Origin of the sequence: Pseudomonas sp. p106, assembly GCF_003936645.1 — a bacterium.
In the GTDB taxonomy this organism is placed as follows: Bacteria; Pseudomonadota; Gammaproteobacteria; order Pseudomonadales; family Pseudomonadaceae; genus Aquipseudomonas; species Aquipseudomonas putida_E.
Genome location: NZ_RHQR01000021.1, coordinates 60298 through 73649 on the forward strand (window position 1 = coordinate 60298; position 13352 = coordinate 73649).

Annotated in this window: 12 protein-coding genes and 5 tRNA genes; 14 read left to right on the top strand and 3 right to left on the bottom strand. The window is 62.2% G+C overall.

What is annotated here, in order from left to right; genetic code table 11:
• Positions 1-18 precede the first annotated feature (18 nt).
• Positions 19-801 carry a TatD family hydrolase gene (locus EGJ09_RS21980; RefSeq protein ID WP_125924768.1) on the top strand — a complete coding sequence of 261 codons (783 nt, stop codon included), beginning with the start codon at positions 19-21 and terminating at the stop codon, positions 799-801.
• 273 nt (positions 802-1074) lie between these two features.
• Here EGJ09_RS21980 and EGJ09_RS21985 read toward each other — a convergent pair whose 3' ends face one another.
• On the bottom strand, positions 1075-2208 hold the full coding sequence (locus EGJ09_RS21985; protein ID WP_119688521.1) for an aminotransferase class V-fold PLP-dependent enzyme: 1134 nt from the start codon (positions 2206-2208) through the stop codon (positions 1075-1077).
• A 71-nt stretch (positions 2209-2279) separates the two neighbouring features.
• On the opposite strand from EGJ09_RS21985, the gene EGJ09_RS21990 reads away from it, so the two are divergent.
• The 4 genes from EGJ09_RS21990 (at position 2280) to EGJ09_RS22005 (ending at position 5233) form a co-directional block, all read left to right on the top strand.
• Positions 2280-2915 carry a TetR/AcrR family transcriptional regulator gene (locus tag EGJ09_RS21990; RefSeq protein WP_046786550.1) on the top strand — a complete coding sequence of 212 codons (636 nt, stop codon included), beginning with the start codon at positions 2280-2282 and terminating at the stop codon, positions 2913-2915.
• A gap of 107 nt (positions 2916-3022) precedes the next feature.
• Entirely contained in the window at positions 3023-3991 is a 969-nt protein-coding gene (locus EGJ09_RS21995) for a GTP 3',8-cyclase MoaA (protein WP_046786549.1), read from the top strand.
• 65 nt (positions 3992-4056) lie between these two features.
• Positions 4057-4662, top strand: coding sequence for a DUF4823 domain-containing protein (locus EGJ09_RS22000; protein ID WP_046786548.1), 606 nt, complete (start codon positions 4057-4059; stop codon positions 4660-4662).
• 10 nt (positions 4663-4672) lie between these two features.
• The gene (locus EGJ09_RS22005) at positions 4673-5233 is read left to right on the top strand and encodes a DUF1285 domain-containing protein (RefSeq protein ID WP_046786547.1); all 561 of its coding nucleotides are present in this window, start codon (positions 4673-4675) and stop codon (positions 5231-5233) included.
• A gap of 61 nt (positions 5234-5294) precedes the next feature.
• Here EGJ09_RS22005 and EGJ09_RS22010 read toward each other — a convergent pair.
• Positions 5295-5370 (bottom strand) — tRNA-Asn (locus EGJ09_RS22010).
• A 74-nt stretch (positions 5371-5444) separates the two neighbouring features.
• Complete coding sequence (locus tag EGJ09_RS22015; RefSeq protein WP_039604031.1) at positions 5445-6641, bottom strand: amino acid aminotransferase; 1197 nt, start codon at positions 6639-6641, stop codon at positions 5445-5447.
• Between the two features lie 287 nt (positions 6642-6928).
• Between EGJ09_RS22015 and uvrB the strand changes: the two genes are divergently transcribed.
• From uvrB to EGJ09_RS22060, 9 genes are all read left to right on the top strand, one after another.
• Positions 6929-8944 (top strand): excinuclease ABC subunit UvrB, encoded by a 2016-nt coding sequence (uvrB, locus tag EGJ09_RS22020; RefSeq protein ID WP_125924769.1) that lies wholly within the window; start codon positions 6929-6931, stop codon positions 8942-8944.
• 146 nt (positions 8945-9090) lie between these two features.
• Positions 9091-10572 carry a glutamate--tRNA ligase gene (gene gltX / locus EGJ09_RS22025; RefSeq protein ID WP_125924770.1) on the top strand — a complete coding sequence of 494 codons (1482 nt, stop codon included), beginning with the start codon at positions 9091-9093 and terminating at the stop codon, positions 10570-10572.
• Between the two features lie 246 nt (positions 10573-10818).
• Positions 10819-10894 (top strand) — tRNA-Ala (locus EGJ09_RS22030).
• Positions 10895-10936: 42 nt separating this feature from the next.
• Positions 10937-11012: transfer RNA gene (locus EGJ09_RS22035), tRNA-Glu, on the top strand.
• A gap of 52 nt (positions 11013-11064) precedes the next feature.
• Positions 11065-11140: transfer RNA gene (locus EGJ09_RS22040), tRNA-Ala, on the top strand.
• Between the two features lie 42 nt (positions 11141-11182).
• Positions 11183-11258, top strand: a tRNA-Glu gene (locus EGJ09_RS22045).
• Between the two features lie 169 nt (positions 11259-11427).
• Positions 11428-11967, top strand: a complete 540-nt coding sequence (locus tag EGJ09_RS22050; protein WP_046786544.1) for a TetR/AcrR family transcriptional regulator — start codon at positions 11428-11430, stop codon at positions 11965-11967.
• Between the two features lie 23 nt (positions 11968-11990).
• Entirely contained in the window at positions 11991-12824 is an 834-nt protein-coding gene (locus tag EGJ09_RS22055) for an alpha/beta fold hydrolase (RefSeq protein ID WP_119688525.1), read from the top strand.
• Between the two features lie 43 nt (positions 12825-12867).
• A complete protein-coding gene (locus EGJ09_RS22060) occupies positions 12868-13302 on the top strand; it encodes a thioesterase family protein (protein ID WP_046786542.1) in 435 nt (144 codons plus the stop codon).
• The last annotated feature ends 50 nt before the right edge of the window (positions 13303-13352 follow it).

A 13352-nucleotide genomic window follows, 5' to 3' on the forward strand; every position in this document is an offset into this window, starting at 1 on the left:
TCATGTGTGACGTCTCCCATGCTCGTAGATTCTCATTGCCACCTCGACCGTCTTGACCTCAGTGCCCATCAGGGCTCCCTCGATGCCGCCCTGCAGGCGGCCCGCGAGCGCGGGGTCGGGCATTTTCTGTGTATCGGTGTCAGCGCCGAAAATGCCGGGGCAGTGAAGGCGCTGAGCGAGCAGTACGCCGATGTCGACTGCTCGGTGGGCGTGCACCCGCTTGACCTGGCCCCCGGCGAGACCCCAGCGCTGGAATGGCTCCTGCGCGAACTGGCGCACCCGCATGTCGTCGCGATCGGTGAAACCGGGTTGGACTACCACTACGAGCCGGAGGCGGCCGAGCTGCAGCAGGCGTCGTTCCGCCTGCACCTGGAGGCGTCGCGCCAGACCGGCAAGCCGGTGATCGTGCATACGCGAGCAGCCAAAGCCGACACCTTGGCGCTGCTGCGTGAGGCCAGCCTGCCGCAGGCCGGCGTGCTGCATTGCTTCACCGAGGACTGGGAGATGGCCAAGGCGGCCCTGGACCTGGGTTACTACATTTCGCTGTCCGGTATTGTCACCTTCCGCAATGCCGATGCCTTGCGCGAGGTGGCGCGACAGGTGCCGGTCGATCGCTTGCTGGTGGAGACCGACTCGCCGTACCTGGCTCCGATTCCTTACCGTGGCAAGCCGAACCTGCCGCAGTATGTGCGTGAGGTGGCCGAGTACGTGGCTTCCTTGCGCGGCGTCAGCTATGAGCAGTTGGCCGGGCAGACCACCGACAACTTCAAGCGGTTGTTCCCTTTGGCCCGGGTGGCCTGAGCCCGGCGCTGACTCTCAAGGGCGCTGCAAATCTGCCCGTGGCCCCAGCTGCGCCATTGAGGCAAAAAAAACCCGGGTTCTGGGGGAGGAATCCGGGTTAAGACCATTAGGAGTAAAACAAAGGTACGCGGTCCGTGAGCACCTTTATCGACGCGCCACTGGGGGGGATGCGCCGCGCCAACACTTCAAGTATTGGTCAGGTTTGGCGCAGTGCCAGTGCCAATTGTTCGTTTTTTAAACAGATTTGGAATACGCCCGGGCCCGCTTCCTTCCTCAGCGCATGGCCAGGCGCCGTACTTGCTGCACAGCTTCGTCGATAAGCCGCTCACTGGTATAGAAGTGCGGCGAAAAGCGCACACCTGGGCCTCGTAGGGCACAGATCGTCCGCTCTGCGGTCAGGCTGCGGTGAATGTCTGCGCTGTTCTGGCCGCAAATACTGAATGTGACGATTCCACCCCGTCGCTCCGGGCTATCCGGGCTGTGTAACTGAACCCCGGAAATACCCGCCAGCCCTTGGTGCAACTGCTCGACACGTTGCTGCAATTGCCGGGCAACTTCGTCCATGCCGACTTCCTCGAGCAGCGACAGGCTGGCCTCCAGCGCGCAGGCGCCGAGCATGTTCGGGCTGCCGCATTCGAACCGCCGTGCGCTGCGGGCGGGTTGCCACTGGCGGCGTTCGAAGTCACCCAGATTATCCAGCATGTGCCAGCCATAGGCGTTGAGCCTTAGCTGCGGGCGCAGCGCGGCCCTGCAGTAAAATACCCCCAGGCCTTCAGGGCCCAGCATCCATTTGTGGCCGTCAGCCATGGCGAAATCACATTCATAGCGCTGCACGTCGAAAGGCAGGGCGCCAATTTGCTGAATGGCATCGACGCAGAACAGTACCTTGCGTGCCCGGCACCCCTGGCCCAGGCGCGTCAGGTCCAGGCGCAGGCCGCTGCCGAACTGCACGGCGCTGACCGCCAGCAGGCGTGTGCGCCGGTTGCAGGCCGCCAGTAGCGAAGCCTCCGGGTCGGCCCCGGCGAGGCTTGCCTGAACCACCTCGACGCCGCGATCGGTCAGCGCCTCCCAGACAACCCGGTTGGAGGGGAACTCCTCGTCGCTGATCACCACCTGGTCGCCGGGCTGCCAGTCCAGGCCGAAAGCCACCAGCGAGAGTGCCTCGGAAGTGTTCTTGACCAGCGCGATATCGCCGCGTGAGGGTGCGTTGAGCAGGCGCGCGAGCCGCTCACGCAGGCGTCGCTCGGTGGCCAACCATGCCGGGTAGTCACTGGCGCCCAGGTTCACGTTTTCCCGCGCAAAGCGCGCCACGGCTTCGCTGGCCCTGCGTGGCCAGGGGGCGATGGCCGCGTGGTTCAGGTAGCGCAGCCCCGGAGCCTGGTCAAACTCATCGTGAAACATAGACATGGTTGGATGATCCGTGCAATTTGCTGCAAGTTAGGCATAATAAACCGCTTCAATGTCATCCAGTCCTTCCCATGCAGAAAGAACCTCGTAAGGTCCGTGAGTTTCGCCGTCGCGAACAGGAAATCCTCGATACTGCGCTCAAGCTGTTTCTCGAACAGGGTGAAGACAGTGTCACCGTCGAGATGATCGCTGACGCTGTAGGTATCGGCAAAGGTACGATCTACAAGCACTTCAAGTCCAAGGCGGAGATCTACCTGCGCCTGATGCTCGACTACGAGCGTGACCTGAATGCGCTGTTGCATTCGGCCGATGTTGATCGCGACAAGGAGGCGCTGTCGCGCGCCTATTTCGAGTTCCGCATGCGCGACCCGCAGCGTTACCGGTTGTTCGATCGCCTGGAAGAAAAGGTGGTCAAGGGCAACCAGGTGCCGGAGATGGTCGAGGAGCTGCACAGTATCCGTGCCTCCAACTTCGACCGGCTGACCCAGCTGATCAAGGGCCGCATCAGCGAAGGCAAGCTCGAAGACGTGCCGCCATACTTCCATTACTGCGCCGCCTGGGCCTTGGTGCACGGTGCCGTGGCGCTCTACCACTCGCCATTCTGGAGCAATGTGCTCGAGGACCAGGAAGGTTTCTTCCAGTTCCTCATGGACATCGGCGTGCGCATGGGCAACAAGCGCAAGCGTGACCCGGAACCCGCGAACTGAAGCGCTCCGTCCCGGTCGGTTGAAGCCGGTGTGGAACGGGGGCTTGCAAAAACCTGAATTTTGAGTCAGGTTTTGCCGGCCCCGTTTCATCCATGCCGGAGTCATTCATGATTGTCGATCGTCAAGGCAGGCGTTTTCGCAACCTGCGCGTCAGCCTGACGGCTGCCTGCAACTATGCCTGCAGCTACTGCGTGCCCAACGGCAAACGCCTGGTTGCGGCGCAGGATGAGCTGTCCGCCGAGGCGCTGGCCCGCGGGGTGGCCTATCTGATCGAGGCAGCCGGTATTGAGCGCCTGCGTATTACCGGCGGTGAGCCACTGGTCAGCCCCAGGCTGGATGCTTTTTTGGCTGCAGTGGCCAAGCTCGAGCTCCAGGACATCACCCTGACTACCAATGGTCAGTTGCTCGGGCGCAAGTTGCCACAGTTGCAGGCGGCCGGCATCCGTCGTCTGAATGTGTCCCTCGATACGCTCGACCCCCAGGCATTTCGGCGCATCGCCCGTGGTGGCGACCTGGCCAGCGTTCTCGCGGGCATGCAGCAGGCCAGTGCCAGGGGCATGCAGATCAAGGTCAACATGGTACCCATGCGTGGGCAGAACCTGGACCAGGTTGTGCCCATGCTCGACTACTGCCTGGCCCGAGGTTTCGAACTGCGTTTCATCGAACTGATGCGCATGGGCCATCTGGCCCGTGATCACAACGCATTCCTGCAGCAGTTCGTGGGGCTCGACCAACTGCTGGATCTGATTGGCCACGCGCATGCTTTTGAGAGGGCCGATGCGCCGCTGGATGCCACTGCGCTGCGTTACCAGGTGCCGGGCAAGGGCCATTTCGGCGTGATCGCCAACGAGAGCGTACCGTTCTGCCGGAGCTGCTCGCGCCTGCGCCTGTCATCTACCGGCTGGCTGCACGGGTGCCTGTCGTCGAGCAACCGTCACTTTGTCGGCGATCTGCTGGAGCAGCCCCGTCATCAGGCGCTCCCAGCCCTGCAGCGGTTGCTGGTCAAGGCGTTGGCCGACAAACAGGCGCTGGCGTTTTCCGGTGACGTGATGGTGATGAAGGTGATTGGCGGCTGATCTGGCGCAAAAGCTGCATCCGCCGGCTATTCGCCGGTTTTTCGTCGCCGGTCACTGGAGGAAAGATGCGTAGCCTGGTCTTGCTGCTGGCGCTTATGGCGCTGGGCGGCTGCATGAATGTCAGCGATATGGGCGAGGGCGTCCGTTACCACATGAGCGATGCCGGCCTGCTGGATCACAGCGACACACGCCGCACGCTGTCGATTCGCCTGCAGCCCGATTCGTTCATCTTCATCGGCCAGGGCGCCTTCATGCCGCCAAGCAAAGGGCCAGTACCGAAGCAGAACGTGGTTGCCGAGGAGGCCTTCAAGAGCTTCGTCGAGTATTTCCCGCTGGTACGGCGCGCCCAGGGCCCGCTGGGCCTCGAAGAGGCCATCGCCGAGGCCCGGTCGGTCGGCGCCGACTATGTGCTGTATACCCGTTTTGCCCGCACCGACGACCGTATCGGCAATGGCAATGAGTGGTATGACGAGCAGGCTGTCGACCGCCTGGGCTGGGACACCGGTGTGGTGCAGATGATGCTGATCGAAACCAGTACCCGCTACCTCATCGACACTGCGCGAATCAAAAGCCGTGGCGGTTTGTTGACGTTCCACGACAATGCTCCGCAGGATTTGCTCGCAGCGCCGATGCGCGAGTACGCTCGTAGCCTTCTGGGCATGAGTGAGTGAGGGCAGGGTGATGACAGATTCCGGCAAGGCCAATGATCTTCTGGCGCAGTTACCCAAGCACAAGGGCCTGCCGCCGGTGCATCTGTGGAATCCGGACTTCTGTGGCGATATCGATATGCGTATTGCCCGTGATGGTACCTGGTACTACCTGGGTACGCCGATCGGGCGCAAGCCGATGGTGCGCTTGTTTTCCACCATCATCCGCCGGGATGGCGACGACTACTTCCTGGTCACGCCGGTAGAGAAAGTGGGTATTCGGGTCGACGATGCGCCGTTCGTTGCCGTTGCGCTGGATGTGCGGGGCACGGGCGAGCAGCAGGTGCTGAGTTTTACCAGCAACGTCGAGGATCAGGTAGAGGCCGGGCCGCGCAATCCGCTGCGGGTAGAGGTTGACCCTGTCACTCAGGAGCCTTCGCCTTATGTGCTGATGCGCAACAATCTAGAGGCGTTGATCCATCGCAATGTGTTCTACCAGTTGGTCGAGCTGGCGGTGCCTCGTGAGATCGATGGCGAGCAATGGCTGGGCGTCTGGAGCCATGGGCAGTTCTATCCCATCGGGCGCAACTGCTGAATACCTCGGCGTAGCAATAAAAAAACCTCCAGTGCTTGCGCATCTGGAGGTTTTTAGTATTTGGCTCCGCGACCTGGACTCGAACCAGGGACCCAATGATTAACAGTCATTTGCTCTACCGACTGAGCTATCGCGGAATCTGCGCATATCTTACCGATTGCCAGGGGCAAGTCAACCCGCCCCCAGCGAATCAGCCAGCCAAATCAAGCAGTTACAGCACTTCTACGATGGCCTTGGTGACCACGTGGATGTTGCTCTGGTTGAGTGCGGCCACGGCGATACGGCCTGTGTCCAGTGCATAGATGCCGAACTCGTTCTTCAGGCGTGCCACTTGCTCTACCGTCAGGCCCGAATAGGAGAACATGCCCGCTTGGCGGCCAACGAAGCTGAAGTCGCGCTTGGCGCCGTATTCGGCCAGCAGTTCGACCATCTGCTTGCGCATGCCGTGGATGCGCTGGCGCATTTCACCCAGCTCGGCTTCCCACATCTGGCGCAGTTCGGCGCTGTTGAGTACGGTGGCAACGATGGTTGCGCCGTGGGTCGGCGGGTTGGAGTAGGTGGTGCGGATCACGCGCTTGACCTGCGACAGCACGCGGGTGCTTTCGTCTTTGTTGCCGGTCACGATCGACAGTGCGCCAACGCGCTCGCCGTACAGCGAGAACGACTTGGAGAACGAGCTGGAAACGAAGAAGTCCAGGCCCGACTCGGCGAACAGGCGCACGGCGAAGGCGTCTTCGCCGATGCCCTCGCCAAAGCCCTGGTAGGCCATGTCGAGGAACGGTACGTGGCCCTTGGCCTTGACCACTTCCAGAACGTTTTTCCAGTCGTCCAGGCCCAGGTCGACGCCTGTCGGGTTGTGGCAGCAGGCGTGCAGGACAATGATCGAGCCAGACGGCAGGTTGTTCAGGTCTTCGAGCATGCCGGCGCGGTTGACGTCGTTGCTCGGGGCGTCGTAGTAACGGTAGTTCTGTACCGGGAAGCCGGCCGTTTCAAACAGGGCGCGGTGGTTCTCCCAGCTCGGGTCGCTGATGGCGACCACGGCATTGGGCGACAGGCGCTTGAGGAAGTCGGCGCCGATCTTCAGTGCACCGGTACCGCCAACGGCCTGCACGGTAACCACGCGGCCAGCGGCCAGCAGTGGCGACTCGGCGCCGAAGATCAGTTTCTGCACGGCCTGGTCGTAGGTGGCGATGCCGTCGATCGGCAGGTAGCCGCGCGAAGCGTGCTGGGCGGCACGCTGGGTTTCGGCTTCGATCACGGCGCGCAGCAGCGGAATGCGGCCTTCCTCATTGCAGTACACGCCCACACCCAGGTTGACCTTGTCGGTACGGGGATCGGCGTTGAATGCTTCGTTGAGGCCCAGAATGGGGTCGCGGGGTGCCAGCTCGACAGCGGAAAACAGGCTCATTGTTACCTTGGCTCTGAATGGAGAGTGATAGGGCGTACACGCTCCAGCCGAATGCACTGAAGCGGTGCACAAACGGGGAGTCAGTATAGTGATACCGACCGGTCACTGCGACAGTGTGGCGCAGCTTTTCCGGCTATTTGCGCAAATTTTTTTCAACCATTGGTCGAATTGCCCGGTCCACCGCAGTGAGCGTTCACACCGCCGCCTTGAATGCGGCCCCAGGCGGGCGCATTTGGGTATAGACTACTGGCTAAATTTACAGTTGCTGCGTTACCGCGAGGTCCGACATGTCCGAGTTCCAGCTCGTCACCCGTTTTCAGCCGGCCGGCGACCAGCCCGAGGCTATCCGCCAGATGGTAGAGGGCATCGAGGCAGGCCTGTCGCACCAGACCCTGCTCGGTGTGACCGGCTCGGGCAAGACCTTCAGCGTTGCCAACGTCATTGCGCAGGTGCAGCGCCCGACCTTGGTGCTGGCGCCCAACAAGACGCTCGCCGCGCAGTTGTATGGCGAGTTCAAGGCGTTCTTCCCGAACAACGCCGTCGAGTATTTCGTTTCCTATTACGACTATTACCAGCCCGAAGCCTACGTGCCTTCCTCGGACACCTTCATCGAGAAGGACGCTTCGATCAACGATCATATCGAGCAGATGCGGCTGTCTGCGACCAAGGCGCTGCTGGAGCGTCGCGATGCGATCATCGTCACCACGGTTTCGTGCATCTACGGCCTGGGCAGCCCCGAAACCTACCTGAAGATGGTCCTGCACGTCGACCGCGGCGACAAGCTTGACCAGCGCGCGCTGTTGCGCCGCCTGGCCGATCTGCAGTACACGCGCAACGAGATGGACTTTGCCCGTGCCACCTTCCGGGTACGCGGCGACGTCATCGATATCTTCCCGGCTGAATCGGACCTCGAAGCCATCCGCATCGAGCTGTTCGACGACGAGGTGGAGAACATCGCTGCGTTCGACCCGCTCACCGGGGAAGTCTTCCGCAAGTTGCCGCGTTTCACCTTCTACCCCAAGAGCCATTACGTTACCCCGCGGGAAACCCTGCTGGAGGCGGTGGAAGGGATCAAGGATGAACTCAAGGACCGCCTCGAGTACCTGCACAAGGCCAACAAGCTGGTCGAAGCCCAGCGCCTGGAGCAGCGTACCCGGTTCGACCTGGAGATGATTCTCGAGCTGGGTTACTGCAACGGCATCGAGAACTACTCGCGCTACCTGTCCGGGCGCCCGGCGGGTGCACCGCCGCCCACCCTCTACGACTACCTGCCGGACGATGCGCTGCTGGTGATCGACGAATCCCACGTCAGCGTTCCGCAGGTCGGGGCGATGTACAAGGGCGACCGCTCGCGCAAGGAAACGCTGGTCGAGTACGGCTTTCGCCTGCCATCGGCGCTGGACAACCGGCCGATGCGCTTCGATGAGTGGGAGTCGGTCAGCCCGCAGACCATCTTTGTCTCGGCAACGCCCGGGCCTTACGAGGCCGAGCACGCCGGGCGGGTGGTCGAGCAGGTGGTGCGCCCGACCGGGTTGGTCGACCCGCAGGTCGAGGTGCGTCCGGCGCTGACCCAGGTCGACGACCTGCTGTCGGAAATCCACAAGCGCGTGGCGCTGGGCGAGCGGGTGCTGGCCACCACGTTGACCAAGCGCATGGCTGAGGATCTCTCCGACTACCTGGCCGATCACGATGTGCGGGTGCGCTACCTGCACTCGGACATCGATACCGTGGAACGGGTCGAAATCATCCGTGACCTGCGCCTGGGCACTTTTGATGTACTGGTTGGCATCAACCTGCTGCGCGAGGGCCTGGACATGCCCGAGGTATCACTGGTGGCGATCCTGGACGCCGACAAGGAAGGGTTCCTGCGCTCCGAGCGCTCGCTCATCCAGACCATCGGGCGTGCCGCGCGCAACCTCAATGGCCGCGCGATTCTCTATGCCGATCAGATAACCGGCTCCATGCAGCGTGCTATCGATGAAACCGAGCGCCGCCGCGAGAAGCAGATCGCTTTCAACCAGGCCAATGGCATCGTGCCCAAGGGCGTGGTCAAGGACATCACCGATATCATGGAAGGCGCCACCGTGCCGGGGTCGCGTAGCAAGAAGCGCAAGGGCATGGCCAAGGCCGCCGAGGAGAGCGCCCGTTACGAGGCCGAACTGCGCACGCCGGGCGAGATCACCAAGCGCATCAAGCAACTGGAAGAGAAAATGATGCAGTTTGCCCGCGACCTGGAATTCGAGGCGGCGGCGCAGTTGCGCGACGAGATTACCAAGCTGCGCGAGCGGTTGATTACCAGTTGAAGCCTGGTTCGGTCCTTGGGGAGCGGCATGATGTTTGGCGGTCTCCAGGCGTCCGATAGCCCAATAACCCACCTCCCGCGCTGGAGCGCGGTGCCCGCACCCTGCTAACATCGTGCCTTTGTTTCATCTTTCGTTCGAGACCCTCCATGACCACCGTACGCACGCGTATCGCGCCATCGCCCACGGGCGACCCCCATGTCGGCACCGCCTACATCGCCCTGTTCAACTACTGCTTCGCCAAGCAGCATGGCGGTGAGTTCATCCTGCGCATCGAGGACACCGACCAGTTGCGCTCGACCCGCGAGTCGGAGCAGCAGATCTTCGACGCCCTGCGCTGGCTTGGCATCGAATGGAACGAAGGCCCGGATGTGGGCGGCCCGCACGGCCCGTACCGGCAGAGCGAGCGCGGCGAGATCTACGCCCAGTACGCCAAGCAACTGGTCGATGCCGGCCATGCGTTCTACTGCTTCTGCACCGCCGAAGAGCTGGAGCAGATGCGCGCCGAGCAGATGGCCCGTGGCGAAACCCCGCGCTACGATGGCCGCGCGTTGCTGTTGAGCGACGAGGAAGTGCAGCGCCGCCTGGCCGCTGGCGAGCCCCATGTGATCCGCATGAAGGTACCGAGCGAAGGTATCTGCGTGGTCCCGGACATGCTCCGTGGCGATGTCGAGATCCCATGGGACCGCATGGACATGCAGGTGCTGATGAAGAACGACGGCCTGCCCACCTACTTCCTGGCCAACGTGGTCGACGACCACCTGATGGGCATCACCCACGTACTGCGCGGTGAAGAGTGGCTGCCATCGGCACCCAAGCTGATCAAGCTGTACGAATACTTCGGCTGGGAGCAGCCCAAGCTGTGCTACATGCCGCTGCTGCGCAACCCGGACAAGAGCAAGCTCTCCAAGCGCAAGAACCCGACCTCGGTGACCTTCTATGAGCGCATGGGCTTCATGCCTGAGGCCATGCTCAACTACCTCGGCCGCATGGGCTGGTCGATGCCGGACGAGCGCGAGAAGTTCTCCCTGGCCGAAATGGTCGAGCACTTCGACCTGTCGCGTATCTCTCTGGGCGGCCCGATCTTCGACATCGAGAAGCTGTCGTGGCTCAACGGCCAGTGGCTGCGCGAACTGCCGGTGGAAGAATTCGCCGCGCGCGTGCAGAAGTGGGCGTTCAACAGCGACTACATGATGAAAATCGCCCCGCACGTGCAGGGGCGGGTCGAAACCTTCAGCCAGGTTGCTCCGCTGGGTGGTTTCTTCTTCGAGGGCGCGCTCAAGCTCGACGCCAAACTGTTCGAAAGCAAGAAACTCTCCGCCGACCAGGTGCGCCAGGTGATGCAGTTGATCCTGTGGAAACTGGAAAGCCTTCGCCAGTGGGAAAAAGAGCGTATCACCGGCTGCATCCAGGCAGTGGTCGAAGCGCTGGAGCTGAAGCTGCGTGACGCCATGCCGCTGATGTTCGCCGCCATCACCGGCCAGGCCAGCTCGGTGTCGGTGCTCGATGCCATGGAGATCCTCGGCCCTGACCTTACCCGCTATCGCCTGCGCCAAGCCCTGGACCTGCTCGGTGGTGTGTCGAAGAAAGAAAACAAAGAGTGGGAAAAGCTGCTGGCCAACATCGCTTGATGCGGCTTTGACGCGGGGCCATTGCCAGCGGGCTATGCCGCTGGCAATGGTTCAAGTGCTCAAAAGCAGAGTGCGCAAATCAGGGCAGGGTGGTAAGTGGTTGTTATCTGTGAAAAAAATTTTGGATATTTTCAAAATTTCGTTTGACAGCCCTGCAATCCGAACTTAATATGCGCCCCGTCCACAGCGATGAACGAAACGAAGCGCCAGGCACCCAGCCGGTGATTCAGTTCAAAGCGACATTGTGGGGCTATAGCTCAGCTGGGAGAGCGCCTGCATGGCATGCAGGAGGTCAGCGGTTCGATCCCGCTTAGCTCCACCAATTTAGCCAGGGTTCGCAGCAGCGAATCTTCGCGAAGGTTACGTCCCCTTCGTCTAGTGGCCTAGGACACCGCCCTTTCACGGCGGTAACAGGGGTTCGAGTCCCCTAGGGGACGCCAGTTTTGCACAAGCGATGTTCAATGCGTCGCTGGGCCGAGAGGCTAGAAATCCGGGGCTATAGCTCAGCTGGGAGAGCGCCTGCATGGCATGCAGGAGGTCAGCGGTTCGATCCCGCTTAGCTCCACCAATTCAGCCAGGGTTCGCAGCAGCGGATCTTCGCGAAGGTTATGTCCCCTTCGTCTAGTGGCCTAGGACACCGCCCTTTCACGGCGGTAACAGGGGTTCGAGTCCCCTAGGGGACGCCATTTTTACCCGCGTTTTGCGGGACTTTAGAGGCTCATTCGATTATTGAATGGGCCTTTTGTTTTTTCCCTCCCTGAAAAATGTGCACCGACAGGCGGTGGTCGATTCTGCTTGCCAAAAAATATTATGAGAATAATATTTCGATCATCATATTCTGATCGTGAGCCGGCCATGAGCGACAAGAAGACCAAGACCCGCGAGCGGATCCTTGAGGCTGCGCGAAGCGCGTTGATCCAGCACGGCCCCGCCGAGCCAAGCGTCAGCCAGGTCATGGGTGCTGCAGGGCTTACCGTGGGAGGCTTCTATGCGCACTTCGACAGCAAGGACGAGCTCATGCTCGAGGCATTTAGCCAGTTGCTCAGCGAGCGCAGGGCCCTGCTGGCTCACGTTGACCCGAGCCTGGACGGGGAAGGGCGGCGGGCGCTGGTGAGCGCGTTCTACCTGTCGCGCAAGCACCGCGATGCGCAGGTGCATGCCTGCCCGCTGCCCAATTCGATCGGCGAGATGCAGCGCCTGCCAGACGTGTTTCGCGAGGTACTGGCCGAGCACATCGAATTGATGACTGCGGCGATGGTTGACCGCCCTGAAGATGCCGACAAGGCCCTGGCTGATCTGGCCCTGATGATAGGCGGCCTGGCCCTGGCGCGTGCCTTGGGCACGGGCGAGCTTTCTGACCGCATCCTGCGTGCCGCCAAATCGGCGGTTATCTAAGCTTCTGACCCTGGAGCAAGGCGATGACTACCCTGAGCTGGATTCGCGGCGTGAATGGCACCCTGGGGCGTCTGGCCCCCGAGCATGTGGCCGGCAAGATGCGCCGGGCCTTCATGACCCCGCGCAACCTGCCGCCAAGGCAGTGGGAGTTGCCATTGCTGGCGAGCGCCGAGCGCATCACCCTGCGCTTCGGGCTGTCGGCATTGCGTTGGGGGCAAGGCCCGACCGTGTTGCTGATGCACGGCTGGGAAGGGCGTGCGACCCAGTTTGCCGCGTTGATCGAAACCCTGGTAAAGGCCGGGCATACCGTGGTCTCTCTGGAGGGGCCGGCCCATGGCTGTTCGCCTGGGCAGCAAGCGCACGTGGTGCTGTTTGCCCGTGCACTGCTGGAGGCTGCCGCCGAACTGCCGCCGTTGCGTGCCGTGATAGGCCATTCCATGGGCGGTGCCAGTGTCTTGCTGGCACTGCAGATGGGGCTTCGGGCCGAGGCTGCGGTGAGTATTGCAGCGCCGGCCCAGCTGCTTGGTGTGCTGCGCGGCTTCGCCCGCCACCTTGGCCTGCCGGCGCGAGCCAGGGCCGCGTTCATCCGCAAGGTCGAACAGGACGTCGGCATGCAGATCAATCGCCTGGATGTCAGTGGTTACCAGTTGGAGCTGCCAGGGCTGGTCGTGCATGCCGCCGATGATGCCTTGGTGCCCGCCGGTGAGGCCGAGATCATCCACAAGGCCTGGTTCGACAGCCGCCTGCTGCGGCTGGAGGAGGGTGGCCACCAGCGCGTGCTCGCCGACCCGCGCGTGAGCGAGGCGGTGCTCGAATTACTGGCGCGTGTCAGTGCGCCCGCCCGGCAAAGCGCTTGAACATCCGATACACTCTGCCCGTTCACTGACATTGGGAGCGGGCATGAGTTGGGACCTGGCAACGCCATTCATCATCGACCTGCGCGTCGGCAGCGAGGACATCGACGGCCTCGGGCACGCCAATAACGCGGTCTACGTCACGTGGCTGGAGCGTTGCGCCTGGCGCCACTCCCAGCGCCTGGGGCTGGACCTGGCCGAATACCGGCGCCTGGACCGGGCCATGGCGGTGGTGCGCCATGAAATCGACTACCTCGCTGCAGCCTACGAAGATGACGAGTTGCAACTGGCAACCTGGATCATCGATTGGGATCAGCGCCTGCGCATGTCCCGGCGCTTCCAGCTCAAGCGCCCGCGTGACGGTGTGACGCTGCTGCGCGCGCAGACCACCTTTGCCTGCATCGAGTTGTCCAGTGGCAAACCCAGGCGCATGCCGGCGGAGTTCATCGACGGGTACGGTCCTGCGCTGATCGGCGCCTGAATACCCGGCATTTTTTGGTAGACTGCCGGCTTTTCCCGCCGAGACCTCGA

What these genes read in the sequence shown, in the direction of transcription:
- EGJ09_RS21980 (WP_125924768.1), top strand. Translation starts at nt 19, where the DNA reads ATGCTCGTAGATTCTCATTGCCACCTCGACCGTCTTGACCTCAGTGCC.
- EGJ09_RS21985 (WP_119688521.1), bottom strand. Translation starts at nt 2,208, where the DNA reads ATGTCTATGTTTCACGATGAGTTTGACCAGGCTCCGGGGCTGCGCTAC.
- EGJ09_RS21990 (WP_046786550.1), top strand. Translation starts at nt 2,280, where the DNA reads ATGCAGAAAGAACCTCGTAAGGTCCGTGAGTTTCGCCGTCGCGAACAG.
- EGJ09_RS21995 (WP_046786549.1), top strand. Translation starts at nt 3,023, where the DNA reads ATGATTGTCGATCGTCAAGGCAGGCGTTTTCGCAACCTGCGCGTCAGC.
- EGJ09_RS22000 (WP_046786548.1), top strand. Translation starts at nt 4,057, where the DNA reads ATGCGTAGCCTGGTCTTGCTGCTGGCGCTTATGGCGCTGGGCGGCTGC.
- EGJ09_RS22005 (WP_046786547.1), top strand. Translation starts at nt 4,673, where the DNA reads ATGACAGATTCCGGCAAGGCCAATGATCTTCTGGCGCAGTTACCCAAG.
- EGJ09_RS22015 (WP_039604031.1), bottom strand. Translation starts at nt 6,641, where the DNA reads ATGAGCCTGTTTTCCGCTGTCGAGCTGGCACCCCGCGACCCCATTCTG.
- uvrB (WP_125924769.1), top strand. Translation starts at nt 6,929, where the DNA reads ATGTCCGAGTTCCAGCTCGTCACCCGTTTTCAGCCGGCCGGCGACCAG.
- gltX (WP_125924770.1), top strand. Translation starts at nt 9,091, where the DNA reads ATGACCACCGTACGCACGCGTATCGCGCCATCGCCCACGGGCGACCCC.
- EGJ09_RS22050 (WP_046786544.1), top strand. Translation starts at nt 11,428, where the DNA reads ATGAGCGACAAGAAGACCAAGACCCGCGAGCGGATCCTTGAGGCTGCG.
- EGJ09_RS22055 (WP_119688525.1), top strand. Translation starts at nt 11,991, where the DNA reads ATGACTACCCTGAGCTGGATTCGCGGCGTGAATGGCACCCTGGGGCGT.
- EGJ09_RS22060 (WP_046786542.1), top strand. Translation starts at nt 12,868, where the DNA reads ATGAGTTGGGACCTGGCAACGCCATTCATCATCGACCTGCGCGTCGGC.